Genomic DNA, 14,314 nt, shown 5'->3' with positions numbered 1-14,314 from the left:
CCTATATTTTCGTGCTTGGAAACCAAGGAGCTCTAGACGCTCCCGCGGCCGGAGGGCTGCTGGTTGGCCTGTGCCGAAAGGACGAACAGTTGAAAGTCGATATCATATTCCGAAACGCCGACATCATTGATGGTACCGGGGGCCCTAGACGCCGGGGCGACGTCGCGATCACCGATGATCGTATTACCGCCGTTGGCGACCTATCGGAAATGGAAGGCGGGCGTGAGGAGGATTGCTCTGGGCTCGCGGTGGCACCCGGCTTTATCGACCCACATGTCCACAATGATCTCGCGGTATTCACCCATCCAGACATGGCGTCGGTCGTCAGCCAGGGGGTAACGACGATTATCAACGGTAATTGCGGCTTTTCGCTTGCTCCTCTGACGGCACCCGACCCGCTACCGCAGCCGCTGCGAATGCTATTCGGTATCAATGCACCACGGTTCGGATCGTTTGGCGAATATTGCGATCGCCTTCGCGCGGAGCCGCCAGCAGTCAACGCAGGCTGCCTGATCGGACATGGGACGCTGCGGGTCAACGAAGTCGCAGATCTGGAACGGCCGGCCGACGAGGGCGAGCTGCGCGCAATGAGCCGCGCTCTCGACAAGGCGCTGGGCCAAGGCGGCATAGGCCTCTCCACGGGACCCTTCTATGCTCCGGCGCGAGCCTCTTCGACCCATGAGCTGACCGAAATGGCGCGCGTCGCCCAGCGGCATGCCAAGCTCTACGTGACACATATGCGCGATGAGGGCGACCGCGTCGTCGAAGCGCTGGAAGAGACTCTTGAGATTGGTCGGACTGCTTGCTGTGGCGTACATATTTCGCACCATAAATGCGCCGGGGTGGCCAACTTCGGCGTCTCGGAGCGCACGTTGGCGATTATCAACGCCGCGATGAAGCATCAGGATGTTGGCCTGGACACCACGCCCTGGACTGCGAGTTCCACGATTCTGAATTCTGGTCGCCACCGCCAGGCACAGCGCGTCATCGTCGCAGAATCCGAACCGTTTCCGGAACACGCCGGTCGCGACCTCGCCGACGTAGCACGGGAATGGGGAGTGAATCTCGACGAGGCTGTCGAAAGATTGCTCCCGGCAACGGGCATCTTTTTCATCATGGACGAGCAAGACGTGCAGAGAATACTGCGCTTCGAGCACACGATGATCTGTTCGGACGGCATTGCGGGGGGCACGCATCCCCACCCGCGCGTCTGGGGTACTTTCCCGAGGGTGCTCGGCCATTATGCTCGTGACGTCGGCCTGTTCTCGCTGGAAGAGGGCGTACGACGCATGACCTCGCTTACCGCTGACCGTTTTGGGCTGAAGGAGCGGGGCAGGCTTCGCGTGGGCAACTTCGCCGACATCGTGGTGTTCGATCCAGCAACGATCCACGAGAGGGCGACTTATGACACGCCCGTTCGCCCCGCCGAGGGCATCGTTTCGGTCTATGTGAACGGCACCGCGGTATGGAAGGATGGGCAAGTCTCGAATTCAAGGCCTGGCCATGTTCTGGCCTAGCGGATGGTGGAGGAACAAAAGTCAAATCTATGAGTGCAAATATCCGCGATGTGTTGCGATGGCGCCCTTCCGACGCCTAAGCTTGACGGATCTTCACGTCCGTTCGTGAATCATGATCAAACCGCACACCGTCAAACTTGAACGCGCCATTGAGGCGCTGCCGCTCGAATATCCTGGGCCGGGCGGTGTTGCAGGCGTCGTGAGCGATGGCGAGGTCATTACCGCGAGAGCCTGGGGCTACGCCGATCTGGCCTGGCATCGGCAGATGTTGGCCAGCACCCGGCTGCCTATATGCTCCATCTCCAAACAGTTTACCTGCGGCGTTCTGCTCGCCCGGCTTGCAAGTTTGGATGAGCTCGAAGGCGGCTTGGGCCGGCTGCTGCCTCGGTTCAAGGAACCCCTGCCGTCCGTGGCGGAACTGTGCCACAACCAGTCGGGGCTAAGGGACTATTGGGCGCTATCCGTGCTGCTGGGGGCCTCCGCCGGCCATACTTTCAGCCGCGACGACGCCATCCGGCTGTTTGAGGGGATGGAGAGCGGACACTTCGCGCCCGGAACGCGCTATTCCTATTCGAACGGGAACTACCGGCTGCTCGCGGAACTGGTCGAGGCGGAAACTGGCTCCCCGTTGGAGGCGCACTACCGTGACCTGATCTGGGGACCGGCCGGAATGGAAACAGCCGTCGCGGCGCCCGACACGCGTTTTCCGGTAGACGAGGTCATCGGATACGAAGGCAATGCGGTGTGCGGATTCTATCCTGCCGTAAATGGCATCTACTGGACTGGTGATGCCGGGATTTCGGCGTCCCTGACTGACATGCTGGCCTACGAAAGCTGGATCGACCGGCACCGCGACGACGAAGGCTCGCTCTACGCACGGATGACGCGCCCGGTAACGTTCAAGGACGGCACGCCGGCAGCCTACGGTTATGGTGTGGCGCGCGGCAAGCTCGAGGATATGGACACAACCGGACACGGCGGTGCGCTACGGGGCTTCAGTGCATACCGGCTGCATATAGCTTCCAGGCGCCTTTCCGTATTCGTGGCTTTCAACCACGAAGCAGACGCGCAGCAAGCCGCTCTCCGTCTCGCCAGGGCCGCGCTCGGGCTGCCCGAGCCCCGGACAACCGCGGCAGACGAAAGCTGGCGCGGACGATGGATGTGTTCAGAGACAGGACTACTCTGCCGTATCGATGCCGGTGAAACAGGAGCGTTCCTGAACTTTTCCAGCAGCGTGGAAAGGCTGCTGCCGGCATCGGACGGAAGCCTTCACGGCCCGGGGGTTGTGGTAGTACGACGCGGGCCGGCGCTGAGGATGTTGCGGAAAAACGAGAACCTCGTATGCCATCTTGAACCGCTCGAAAGTGTCGAGACGGCTGATGCGGGTGAAATCGCGGGACGGTATGTATGCGATGAGCTTGGCGCGGCCATGGTCATCGAGGCGGCGGACGGTGGCGTTTACGCGCGTTTTGAAGGATTCCTCGGCGCTGGGCCAATGGAGCTGGTTCGCCCCGCCGGTCCCGACATGTGGACGGTGGCAACACGCCGGACGCTGGACGCTCCTGCCCCGGGAGACTGGACGCTGAGCGTCAGGCGGGGAACTGCCGGAGCCGTGACGGGATGCGTGCTGGGTTGTTGGCTCGCTCGCGGGCTGCGCTATCACAAGGTCGCGTGATGCGCTGCGCTTCACCGACCGCCATTTCCAACCCCCATCGAAAGCTGCCAGCCAATGGACCTTGATGCATTTGAAGTCGGTTATGACATTCCGGCCCGCCTCGGCCAGCGGATCGACGAGGTGGTAACACCTGCCTTGATCGTCGACCTCGACCACTTTGAACGCAACTTGCGGCGCATGCGCGACTTCATCGAGCGCACGGGCTTGCGACTGCGCGCCCATGCCAAGACCCACAAATCAGCCGATATCGCCCTGCTGCAGATTTCCGAAGGCGGCGCATGCGGCATCTGTTGCCAGAAGGTTTCGGAGGCGGAGGCACTCGTCCGCGCTGGCGTGAGAGATATTCTCGTTTCCAATGAGGTGTGGGGTGAGGCGCGTATCGACCGGCTTGCCCGGCTGGCTGCAACGGCGCGGATCATCGTCTGCAGCGACGACATCCGCTCTGTCCATGAATTGAACGAAGCCGCTCAGCGCCACGGCAGCACGCTTGAGGTCCTCGTCGAAATTGACTGCGGTGCCCATCGTTGCGGCGTCGAGCCGGGAGCCGCCGCGGTCGAGCTGGCTCGGGCGGTGGAAAAGGCGCCGTCGCTTCGCTTCGAAGGGCTCCAAGCCTATCAGGGAAGTCTCCAGCACATTGAGGATCCCGTTGAGCGACGACGGCAGGCTACGTCCGCCGCGCAGGCTACTCGTGCCGTCGTCGAAATGCTCGCCGTCGCCGGGATCGAATGCCGCACGGTCGGCGGCGCCGGCACGGGCTCGTTCGCGATGGACGCCTCCCTTGGGGTCATCAACGAGCTTCAATGCGGATCATACATCTTCATGGATGCCCACTACGACCGCGTGGAGGAAGAAGGTGGCGGAAGGCCGGGCGGAATGGAGAACTCCCTGTTTGTCTTTGCCGGTGTGATGAGCACCGCGATTGCCGGCAGGCCGGTCTGCGATGCCGGCCTTAAGGCGATTGCCGTCGACAGCGGACTGCCGCGTGTCGATAGGCCGGGAGTGAGCTATCTGCGGGCATCGGACGAGCACGGAGTGCTCGATGATCCGGATCATGTCCTCGACCTTGGCGACTGGGTGCGGCTCGTCCCGGGGCACTGCGACCCCACCTGCAACCTGCACGACTGGTATGTCACCATTAGGGGCGAACGCGTAGAGGCGCTATGGCCCGTTACGGCGCGTGGAAAGCTGTTCTGACGGCCTTGGATCGTGGCCGTCTAATGCGATGCGAATGATGAAACTATGATCTGCCCCATCTGAGGAAACATCTCGGGATGGTCCTCGCAAAGAGTCTTGCCCTTCGTCATCAGCGCGATCGTCAGCGCAGGCTCACCCGGCTTCTGGATTCTGGCGAGATCGTGCTTGAAGTAGGAGGTCCGTTCATCGCCGGACCAGGGGTTCCAGCCGCTCTTGCTCCATAGCGACCAGTCTTCCGGCACTGCCCCTCCGAGGTAATTGTCGACCTGAAACTTGGGCATCTTGGCCTCAGGCGAGTTGCGATCCCGAAACATTATCCGTTGCGCGCGTTGGCGGGCCGCGTCGGAGAGAGGCAGATCGCCGTCGAAAAGTTCATGCAGCAGGCGGGCCGACGCCAGCGGCGTCAGCGCATTCAGATAGCCGCCATCAAGCGATGCGTAGGTGGCTTCGCGGCCATAGCGGATGTCGCTCATCAACTTCTGGGAAATGTTGCATCCGGCATATTCGGACCATCCGAGATCGTAGAAGAAACGGTTCAGGCCTTCACGCTTGTCGATCCAGCTCTTCAGCTCCTCGCCGTCGAGCAGCGTGTCGCCGGTGGTCCCGGTCAGAAGGTCGATCACATAATTGGTGGCCGTATTTGACGACCACAGGATCATGTCACGCATGGCCCGGTCGAGATCTTCATGAGGTATGAGCAAGCCAGCGTCGAGCGCATGGAGCGCATGCACAAGATGGAAGGATTTCACCACGCTGCATGGGTAGCAGACCCAGTCGCCCCGCCAGGAAAACCCCTCCGCCTCGGCACCTTCGGCTGGTTGTCTGACGACCACCAGGCCAAAATTGTCGTCTCTCAGTCCACAATCCGCAAATGTTTCGAGGAACGTTGAGACACAAGTAAGGCCCATTTCGGACAGGGTATCGGTTTGTTTGAAGAACATTTCTTTCCCAAGCCTTAGTGACGGCGCCTCACGACGAGGAGCCTGAGCCTAGGGCAACTCCAGGGTACTGGAAACGCAATTTATTTCGGCCGGCGATAGCGTTTTTGGATTGCCCGCATCGCCGGGTTGTTGCCATGATAGCGTGGTCAAACGTCAGGAAGCGGGCTGAACTTGTCGGTGTAGAGCGACAGGTCGCACGCGGACGCCATCCAAGCCTGCCAAACCTGATCCACAGGCTGGCGACGGCTAGCCGGCATCAGAGCTGTTTTGCAGAATGTCCTGGAGGTCGTGACAATCAGGCAGAGAAAACGATGCGCACCCGCTGCCATACTCTGGGCGCCGGCAACCCGCTGGTCGAGCATGGAAGCTTGGGCAATGAAGCTTGCCGATCACCAGGGTGCTCTACGCGCCAAGGTAGCGTCTGCCAGAAGAATGGCGGTCACCCTTCATCGGATGTGGATCGAAGAACAGGACTTCCGCTGGATGGCTGCATAGGCTGGAGCCGCCCACGGGAATTGGCACTTCCACCAACCGGCGACGTCGTTCCTCAAGACACGGTCCGCCCAACCTTAACGTGTCAGGCCACCTCAGGCTGGAGAGATCCGAGGCCGATCCCTCGGCTTCCGATGTGGGATCACGCTTTTCTGCAGTCTAATCTCAATAGACGATGGCGCTCGCAAAGGCGCGTGGGATGGCTGAGGCTCTCGCCGGAGCGATCACCCGATGCCATCCATGCCGAAGCCCGTGATGAGCGAGCGCAGAACAATGTGGCTGGCTGCACTGGTCGGCGGGCTGGGGCCGCTGTCACTCGCCCTGTACACCCCGGCGATGCCGGAACTCGTCGACGCGTTCGCGGCCAACGACGCAGCCGTCAAATTCACTCTCTCGGTATACTTCGCAGGCTTTGCCGGTGCTCAGCTCGTCAGCGGTCCGCTTGCCGACCGGTTCGGCCGCAAGCCGGTGACGATGGCCTTCGTGTCGCTCTATCTCGCTGGCTCTGTCGGCGCCCTACTCACGCTTAGCATCGAGCTGTTCACGCTTTTCCGGTTCGTCCAAGGCGTGGGCGCGGCAGCAGGAATGGTGGTCGGCCGCGCCATCGTACGCGATCTATTTACCGGCGAGAGCTCCGCGCGCGTGCTGAATTTGACCAATATTCTCCTTGGGGCCGGCCCGGCCATTGCGCCAGCGATTGGCGGGCTGGCGATGCTGGCCGCTGGCTGGCGCGCGCCGTTGATCATCATGGTGCTGCTCGGCGTCACCAGTCTGCTGCTGGTTCAGCTTCTGCTGCGCGAGACCCGGCACCCGCGCGCTGGCGCGAGTGGGATCGGCGGAGTGATTGGCGATTATGCGAGCATCGTCCGCAATCCCTATTATGTCTGGTCCACGCTCACCGTCGCCAGCGCTGTCGCGACGTTCTATGCTCAGTCGACAGTGTTGTCGTTCATCGTGATCGGCCAATTGGGATACAGCGCCACCGCATTCGGGTTGCTTATGCTGGGCGTGTCCGGTGGCTACGTGTTTGGCGCGTTCGGCATGCGTATCGCAGCGCCGCGATGGGACGCCTTCAGGCTTGCCCGCTTCGGGGTCAGTGGTCTTGTCGTCAGTACCACCGCACTTGCGCTCTCGCTGGCGCTCTTCCCTCCGAGCCTCGCAGGGGTCGCCGTGTCCATCGGGGGGATGCTGTTTTCCAACGCGTTCGTGCTGCCGGGCATGTACACGGCAAGCCTTGCGCCATTTCCCGACAAAGCTGGCTCGGCATCGGCGCTGACGGGATTCGCCACAATGGCGACGGGACTGCTGGGCTCCATAGCTATCACGCCGTTTGCAAATCCGTCGATCGGGCTGGTAATCGTCAATCTCGTGATGGCGGCGCTCGCGGCGATTTCATATCGCATGTGGTGGAGGCTTCATGCCAGCGCTGAGGCGTGAAGAGCGGGCACGGTGCATCTGGGAGGACGGATGGGCTGGAAGCCGTCAATAATATGTAGTTCTCACACGATCAGCGGGGTCATGCCGGGCAGCCCTTTGCCCACACGGCACGGCTTCCAGTCGCGCGCGGCCGCCTGTGCAAATGCCGGCTATGACGGTCTTTGCCTTCACCTGCGCGATTATCGCGCACTGCGCGCACAAGGGCATGAGGACGCCTATCTCGCTGCTGTGCTGGAACAGCATGGACTGCAGTGCATGTCGGTCGAGTTCCTGCTCGACTGGTTTCTCGAGGGTGAGGCTGCCGGGCAAGCGCGCGATGACGAAGCGACCGCCTACCAGGCAGCGCGCGCATTCGGCGCTTCGACGCTCAACGTCGGATCGGATTTTGCCGGGCGGGGCGTGCCACGCACGACGATGAAAACTCGTTTTCGTCAACTGAGCGCACGGGCAATGGACCATGGCATGTCCGTCGCGCTGGAGATCGTTCCGTGGAGCGACGCGGCAGACGTGGACGCGGCCATGGAGATCGTCGGAGCCTCTGCCAACGCCGGTCTTGTGATCGATTCGTGGCATGTGTTTCGCGGGCGCGTGTCACTGTCGCAGATAACGCAACTGCCCGGAGAGCGCATACTGGACATCCAGATCAACGACGCCGACGCGGAAATTCGCGGGTCACTCGCCCAAGATACGCTGTACCGCAGGCCATGCGGAACGGGTGTATTTGACCTCAAGGCCTTTCTTTCCTCAGTGGCCGCTACGGGTACAACCGCGCCGGTCAGCGTGGAGATAATTTCGCAGGAGCAAGCCACGATGGATGTCGAGGCGGCGGCGATCAAATCTATCGCAGGCGTGAGAGAGCTTGTGGCGCAGGCCAGGGACGGGCTGGCGGACGGGCAATAGTCTGTTCAGCCGATGCAGGCAAACGCCAGCGAAGCCATTGGACGAGATGGCGCAGAGGGATGGGCAGCCGCGCAACCGGGAGGAAGCATGCTTAGCGAGATATTCATCATCGCCGTGCGGGGCATTGCGATCGGGTCGATCTTCGCCCTGATCGCCATGAGCTTCAACGTGACGTTCGGGGCCACGCGTATTCTCAACTTCGCGCAAGGCAATCTGCTCATCATGGGCGGCTTCTTCGCCTTCTTCCTCGCCAATGGGGTTGGACTGGGCTGGTGGCTGCTGATGCTGCTGGCTGCGGGCAGTCTAATCGCGCTGTTCTCCGCGTTCCAGGGCTGGATCACTCTGATACCCCTGCGCTCCTCGGTCGAGCAGGATTCGTGGATCATCTCGACCGTGGCAGTGTCGGTGATCCTCGGCGCGCTCATGCTCATCACGCAAGGACCGTTTGCCTATTCCGTGCAAAGTGTGGTCCCGCCCTTCCGCATCCTTGGCGTAAGGACGCCGGGCGCCTATGCGCTGGCAATTGGCGCGATGGTGTTCTGGTTTATCGCGCTGCGCCTGTTCATGACGCGGACTTTCGTCGGCCTTGCAATCAGCGCGCTGTCGCAGGATTTCGACGCGGCGCGCGCTGCCGGACTACCCGTGCGCCGACTTCAGCTCGTATCCTTCGCGATCTCAGGCCTCATCGTCGGAACAGCGGGCTTTCTCGTCGCGCCGGTGATCGCCATCAGCCCGGACGCCGCGCTGCGTTACGTGCTCAACGGGTTCGTCGCGGTGGTTGTTGGCGGTCTGGGCAGCAATCTGGGAACGCTTATCGGCGGCCCGCTGGTTGGCGTGGTGATGATGCTGACCGCGTACCAGATCGGCGGCGCCTACCAGGACATGGCTTCGCTGCTGATCCTTGTGACCATTCTTATGGTCCGTCCCCAAGGTCTGTTCGGGCGCACTTCGGCAAGGCAGGTTTGACATGAACGTTTCCAACACGATGCACGCTCGCACCGGTGTCGCGGCAGGCGAGCACAGTGCCAAGCCTCGCTTCAGCTCCGACCTGCCGCAACTGTGGATAGGGATCGCGCTCATCGCCGTGACGGGCCTCGCACCGAGTTTGATCGGCAATTCCTACTGGGTGCACACATTCCACCTCGTGAATATCTATATCGCAGCTGCAGTGTTCCAAAACTTCCTGTTCGTGGATGCGGGACAGAAATCGTTCGGACAGGGTGTAATTCTCGGAATCGGCGCATACGTCACCGCTATCGCCTTTGGCCTGCATGGACTGCCGTTTGCCGTCGCATCGCTGCTTGGCCTTGGCGCAGCCGTCCTCGGCGGACTGCTTTTCGCCCTGCCGGCGCTGAGGGTGCAGTATTTCCATCTCGGCTTCGTCACGCTTTCAGCCGCGATCGTCTTTCCGCAATTGCTCATGTCACTCGACCGGTGGACCAATGGCATCAACGGCATTTCGGTCCAACTTCCATGGGCACATTTCGAGCAGTTCCTTGGCTTCTCAACGCTGACGCTTCTCGTGACGCTATGGCCGATGGCGGCGCTTGCAATCCACTACCTGCTGCGTCGCTCGCGGCTCGGCCGACAAATGCGCGTTGCCGCCGCCAGCCCGGAGGCGGCCCGCACGCTCGGGATCAAGCCGGGTCTCATGCGGTTTACAGCCTTCATCATTGCAGCCATCGGCACAGGCATCTGCGGCATCCTCTATTTGCCTGCCACCGGCTATGTGAGCCCGCAGGGCTTCAATGTAGAGCTCTCATTCGTCTTCTTTTTCGCAGTCGTGGTTGGAGGGCGCGGGCAGATGCTCGGACCAATCATCGGGATCTGGATCGTCTTCATCCTGCCCAACATCGCTCTCGCGCAATTCGTGGAGTACCGCCTGCTCATGTACGGTGTGCTGACGCTGGCGGCGATCATGCTCTTCCCAGACGGCATCGTAGGTTCGATCGAGCGTTGGCGCGTCAAGCGTGGTGTGGCGGGTCGCGGCGAGCAGGCTTTCCGGGTCGACTCCTTTCTTGAGGGGCTTGAAGGCGCACAGGAGCGGAAGCCGTCGGATGAAGTTGTGGTCGAGGTCAAGGGCGGGACGAAGCGCTTCGGCGCTGTTGTGGCCGTCGACAATGTCGATCTCAAAATACGCAAGGGCGAAATCCATGGCCTCATTGGGGCCAACGGCTCCGGCAAGACCAGCCTGCTGAACATCCTTTCCGGGCTGTCGCGCCTCAACGAAGGGTCGTTCATGATTAACGGACGCAACTGCACACGAATGCCGGCGGACCGGATTGCATCGATGTTGGGGCGCACCTTCCAGACGCCGCGTATCTTCCCGCAGTTCTCATTGTGGGAAAACCTGAAGCTCGGCCTTGATGCGCGCACTGTTCAGCCCACGCCGGAGATCCTTCGGCTTGCGAGCGCGCTGGAGTCAGAGTTCGACAACGACAGCGCCGAACTGCTGTCGCATGGCCAGCGCCGTTTGGTCGAGGTTATGCGCGCGCTTCTCAAGGAGGCAACCGTTGTGCTCTTCGACGAACCAGCTGCGGGATTGTCGTCAAGCGAACGCGAAAACTTTGCCAAGCTGATCCGCTTCTTGTCGCGTCGCATGCACAAGACGGTCATCTTGGTCGAGCACGATCTGGACCTCGTATGGGGGATTGCGGATCGCATTACCGTGATGGAGCAGGGAAGGGTGGTTGCGTCCGGCGATCCGGCCAATATGGCCACTGACCCTGCCGTACAGCACATGTTCATCGGAGGCCGCCATGCTTGAGGTCAGGAATCTTTACGCGGGCTATGGCAGCGTCCCGGTTATCGAGGGCGTTTCGCTTGAGGCAAAGCCAGGCGAAATCCTCTTGATCGGCGGCGAAAACGGCGCAGGCAAATCGACCCTGATGGGTGCCATAGCCGGGTTCAACAAGCCCACCGGCGGCGAGGTGCTGCTTGAGGGTCGGCCGCTTCAGGGCCTCGCCCCAGAGGTAATCGCAAAGTCGGGCCTGCGGTTGGTGCTCGATGGCCACCGGGTTTTTCCTGAACTCAGTGTCTATGACAACCTTCGCATGGGCGTTGCGGCTCGTCGCTCTGGCGACCGCGCCGGCTTTGCCCTGTCGGTTGAGGAAATCTATGCGGTCTTCCCGATTCTGAAGGAAAAGCACAGACAGTATGCGCGCGATCTTTCCGGCGGCCAGCAGCAGATGCTGGCGCTGGGTCAAGCGTTCATCGCACAGCCCAAGGTGCTTCTGTGCGACGAGCCGTCAATGGGCCTGGCGCAGGCGCTTTTGCCCACAATTCTCGCCTTCCTACGCAAATGGGCGGAGAGCGGCACGGCCGTCGTCGTGGTCGAACAGCATCTGTCGGTGACGGTCCCTTACGCCGACCGCGCACTGATCGTGGAACGTGGACAGGTAAAGTTTACCTGTCCGGCTTCTGAACTCGAGGCACGGCTTGCCGCATCGGCTCGCGAGAGCGCCGTCGCGAAATGACACTATGCGTCGGCAAACCGGGTTCTCATGCTCCCGGCTCAAGCGGGGTCTGCAATACGAGCGCGGGCTGCTGCTGGGCGAGGCGATCAATATGCGCAGCCGGCGGATGAGCGCGTGCGGGTTCGACTTTGTGGTGGTAGGTGCGGGCGCGGCCGGTTGCGTCGTTGCGTCCAGGCTTTCCGAGGACCGCGAACTGCGCATCGCTTTGCTGGAAGCGGGGGGAGGCGACGGGGCGCTAATCATGCGCATCCCCGGCGCCAACGTCGCCACCGGCACCGACCCGCGCTACAACTGGGCTTATCAGTCCGAGCCGGTGCCACAGCTTGGCGGCCGTACCCTCTACTGGGCGCAGGGCAAGGTGATCGGCGGCTCGGGCTCGATCAATGGCATGATGTACATGCGTGGCCATCGCGCAGACTACGATCGGTGGGAGCGCGAAGGCGCGGACGGATGGGGGTACGAAGACGTGCTGCCCTACTTCCGCAAGTCCGAAACCAACGAGCGCGGAGCAAGCGCGCTGCACGGCGGCGGCGGTCCGCTTCAGGTCAGCCGGGGGCGGGGTACAGCCCCGGTATGCGATCTGTATCTTCAGTCTGCGGCCGCATCCGGCTTCTTGATTGCTGACGATCTCAATGCGGACCTTCCCGAGGCGTTCGGACACGTCGACCTCACCATCGGCGGGGGATTGCGCTCCAGCACCTCGGTGGCATACCTGCGCCCAGCCTTGCGACGTGGCAACATCACCGTGCTCACCCGCGCCACGGTTACGCGGGTGATCATCGAGGCGGGCGAGGCGCGCGGCGTGGAGTTCATGCAAGACGGTGCGCGGCAGCGCTTGATGGCATCGCGCGGCGTTGTCCTGTGCGGCGGGGCGGTCAATTCACCGCAACTCCTGATGCTCTCGGGAATCGGCGACGCCGATCATCTGCGGGCGCATGGCATCGCCGTCGCGGTAGACAGCCCCGACGTCGGGCGCAACCTACAAAATCATCCGATGTACCGAATGATGTACGCCACGACGGCTCCGGTCAGCGCATATTCCCACATACGCCCGCTTGGAGCGGCGCGCGCTGGGCTGCAATATATCCTTCGCCGCACCGGTGTTCTGTCGCGCGGGTTGTTTCCCACGTCAGGTTATTTCCACGCCGAGCCCGGCGATCCCTCGAGCGAGGTGCAGGTGTGCATGGCGCCGGCTCTGGTGATCCGTCGCAAGCCGGGACTGCTCGGCATTCTGCCGCAGGAGCATGGCTTCACGCTGCTGCTCAATCACGGTTCACCCTTTAGCCGTGGCGAGGTGAGGCTGAAGTCCGGTGATCCGCTGATGCACGCGGAGATCTCGCCCAACTACTTTTCCGATCCGCGCGACATCCGCATCCTCGCGCGCGCGGCAAAACGGGTGCAGGACATGGTCCGCGCTGGCCCGCTCGGTCGTGTCCTGGGCCGCGAATTGCAGCCGGCGAAGCCAACGGCAACAAACGCTGAGATCACCGCCGACATCCGAGCGACGGCCGCGACGCACTATCATGCCGCCGGTACATGCCGCATGGGCTCCGATCCGCGCGCGGTCGTCGATCCGCAGCTAAGGGTCAACGGCATCTCGCGCCTTCACGTCGCAGACGCGTCCGTGATGCCGGTTCTCGTCAATGGCAACACCTATGCTCCCACGATCATGATTGCGGAAAAGGCCGCCGATCTGATCCGGGCGGGCTGATATTTCAATGATGGAGATTGTCATGGAGAAGCGCTTTCTAGGTCGATCGGGACTTGAGGTTTCGGTCATCGGCCTCGGCTGCAACAATTTTGGCGGCATGGTGAAGTCGCTCGACCTCAAGGGTGCAAGCAATGTGGTTCACAACGCAATCGATGCCGGCATCACGCTCTTCGACACGTCCGATTCCTACGGCACCGACAGCGGTTCCGAGAAGGTGCTGGGCGAGGTTCTGGGCACGCGTCGCAAGGAGATCGTTCTTGCCACGAAATTTTCCTCGCCGCTGAACAGGGCGCTGAGTACCCGCCGCAACGCCTCGCGCGGCTACATCATGACGGCGGTGGAGGACAGCTTGCGCAGGCTCAACACCGACTGGATCGATCTTTACCAATATCACTTCCCTGATCCCAATACGCCCGTCGAGGAGACGCTGCGTGCCCTGGATGATCTCGTGCGACAGGGCAAGGTGCGCTACATCGGTTGCTCCAACATGCCAGCCTGGCAGCTCGTGGACGCGAGCTGGACCGCCCTCACGCAGGGGCTGGAGCGACTTCTCTCCACACAGGTAGAATACAACCTCCTCGCCCGCGAGCCGGAACAGTCGCTGTTCCCGGCGCTGGAGGCGACACGCATGACACTGCTGCCCTATTTCCCGCTTGCCTCCGGTCTGCTGACGGGCAAATACCGCAAAGGTCACGACCTGCCGGAGGGCACGCGCATGAGCATGTCCTATTTCGCGGGAGGCCTGACCGACGAGCGCCTCGACGTCGTGGAAAAGCTTATCACGTTCTGCGAGGCGCGCGGGCGAACCCTCCTCGAGCTCGCATTTTCTTGGCTGCTGGCGCAGCCGCTCGTCACGAGCGTCATCGCAGGTGCGACCCGGGTGGAGCAGGTGCGCGCCAACGCAAGCGCGGGCGAATGGACGCTGACCCCGCCGGAGCTCTCGGAAATCGATCAGATCCTGGCGGCCTGAG

At 62.0% G+C, this 14,314-nt stretch carries 11 protein-coding genes; 10 read left to right on the top strand and 1 reads right to left on the bottom strand.

Annotated features, from left to right (window positions below):
• Window positions 1-89 precede the first annotated feature (89 nt).
• From AAFN84_RS21330 to AAFN84_RS21320, 3 genes are all read left to right on the top strand, one after another.
• Entirely contained in the window at window positions 90-1,517 is a 1,428-nt protein-coding gene (locus AAFN84_RS21330) for a D-aminoacylase (protein WP_347516726.1), read from the top strand.
• Between the two features lie 112 nt (window positions 1,518-1,629).
• Window positions 1,630-3,192 (top strand): D-aminopeptidase, encoded by a 1,563-nt coding sequence (locus AAFN84_RS21325; protein ID WP_347516725.1) that lies wholly within the window; start codon window positions 1,630-1,632, stop codon window positions 3,190-3,192.
• Window positions 3,193-3,246: 54 nt separating this feature from the next.
• Entirely contained in the window at window positions 3,247-4,386 is a 1,140-nt protein-coding gene (locus AAFN84_RS21320) for a DSD1 family PLP-dependent enzyme (RefSeq protein WP_347516724.1), read from the top strand.
• 20 nt (window positions 4,387-4,406) lie between these two features.
• On the opposite strand, the gene AAFN84_RS21315 is transcribed toward AAFN84_RS21320, so the two are convergent.
• Window positions 4,407-5,219, bottom strand: coding sequence for a serine hydrolase (locus tag AAFN84_RS21315; RefSeq protein WP_347516723.1), 813 nt, complete (start codon window positions 5,217-5,219; stop codon window positions 4,407-4,409).
• 855 nt (window positions 5,220-6,074) lie between these two features.
• On the opposite strand from AAFN84_RS21315, the gene AAFN84_RS21310 reads away from it, so the two are divergent.
• The 7 genes from AAFN84_RS21310 (at window position 6,075) to AAFN84_RS21280 (ending at window position 14,313) form a co-directional block, all read left to right on the top strand.
• Entirely contained in the window at window positions 6,075-7,256 is a 1,182-nt protein-coding gene (locus tag AAFN84_RS21310; RefSeq protein WP_347516722.1) for a multidrug effflux MFS transporter, read from the top strand.
• Between the two features lie 81 nt (window positions 7,257-7,337).
• Window positions 7,338-8,156 (top strand): sugar phosphate isomerase/epimerase family protein, encoded by an 819-nt coding sequence (locus AAFN84_RS21305; RefSeq protein ID WP_347516721.1) that lies wholly within the window; start codon window positions 7,338-7,340, stop codon window positions 8,154-8,156.
• 87 nt (window positions 8,157-8,243) lie between these two features.
• The gene (locus tag AAFN84_RS21300; protein WP_347516720.1) at window positions 8,244-9,122 is read left to right on the top strand and encodes a branched-chain amino acid ABC transporter permease; all 879 of its coding nucleotides are present in this window, start codon (window positions 8,244-8,246) and stop codon (window positions 9,120-9,122) included.
• Between the two features lies 1 nt (window position 9,123).
• Window positions 9,124-10,923 carry an ATP-binding cassette domain-containing protein gene (locus AAFN84_RS21295; protein ID WP_347516719.1) on the top strand — a complete coding sequence of 600 codons (1,800 nt, stop codon included), beginning with the start codon at window positions 9,124-9,126 and terminating at the stop codon, window positions 10,921-10,923.
• Entirely contained in the window at window positions 10,916-11,632 is a 717-nt protein-coding gene (locus tag AAFN84_RS21290; protein ID WP_347516718.1) for an ABC transporter ATP-binding protein, read from the top strand. Before AAFN84_RS21295 ends, AAFN84_RS21290 begins: the two co-directional genes overlap by 8 nt.
• A gap of 4 nt (window positions 11,633-11,636) precedes the next feature.
• The gene (locus AAFN84_RS21285; RefSeq protein ID WP_347516717.1) at window positions 11,637-13,343 is read left to right on the top strand and encodes a GMC family oxidoreductase N-terminal domain-containing protein; all 1,707 of its coding nucleotides are present in this window, start codon (window positions 11,637-11,639) and stop codon (window positions 13,341-13,343) included.
• A 22-nt stretch (window positions 13,344-13,365) separates the two neighbouring features.
• Window positions 13,366-14,313 carry an aldo/keto reductase gene (locus AAFN84_RS21280; protein ID WP_347516930.1) on the top strand — a complete coding sequence of 316 codons (948 nt, stop codon included), beginning with the start codon at window positions 13,366-13,368 and terminating at the stop codon, window positions 14,311-14,313.
• Window position 14,314: the final 1 nt, after the last annotated feature.

Source organism: Mesorhizobium sp. CAU 1741 (assembly GCF_039839275.1).
GTDB lineage: Bacteria > Pseudomonadota > Alphaproteobacteria > Rhizobiales > Rhizobiaceae > Aerobium.
The sequence above is the reverse complement of the archived record's forward strand: the minus strand, read 5'-3'. Positions and strand labels throughout refer to the sequence as shown.

Excerpts from the sequence above, each read along its gene's own strand:
- AAFN84_RS21325 (WP_347516725.1), top strand. The coding sequence starts at position 1,630 with ATGATCAAACCGCACACCGTCAAACTTGAACGCGCCATTGAGGCGCTG.
- AAFN84_RS21320 (WP_347516724.1), top strand. The coding sequence starts at position 3,247 with ATGGACCTTGATGCATTTGAAGTCGGTTATGACATTCCGGCCCGCCTC.
- AAFN84_RS21310 (WP_347516722.1), top strand. The coding sequence starts at position 6,075 with ATGAGCGAGCGCAGAACAATGTGGCTGGCTGCACTGGTCGGCGGGCTG.
- AAFN84_RS21305 (WP_347516721.1), top strand. The coding sequence starts at position 7,338 with ATGCCGGGCAGCCCTTTGCCCACACGGCACGGCTTCCAGTCGCGCGCG.
- AAFN84_RS21300 (WP_347516720.1), top strand. The coding sequence starts at position 8,244 with ATGCTTAGCGAGATATTCATCATCGCCGTGCGGGGCATTGCGATCGGG.
- AAFN84_RS21295 (WP_347516719.1), top strand. The coding sequence starts at position 9,124 with ATGAACGTTTCCAACACGATGCACGCTCGCACCGGTGTCGCGGCAGGC.
- AAFN84_RS21290 (WP_347516718.1), top strand. The coding sequence starts at position 10,916 with ATGCTTGAGGTCAGGAATCTTTACGCGGGCTATGGCAGCGTCCCGGTT.
- AAFN84_RS21285 (WP_347516717.1), top strand. The coding sequence starts at position 11,637 with ATGCGTCGGCAAACCGGGTTCTCATGCTCCCGGCTCAAGCGGGGTCTG.
- AAFN84_RS21280 (WP_347516930.1), top strand. The coding sequence starts at position 13,366 with ATGGAGAAGCGCTTTCTAGGTCGATCGGGACTTGAGGTTTCGGTCATC.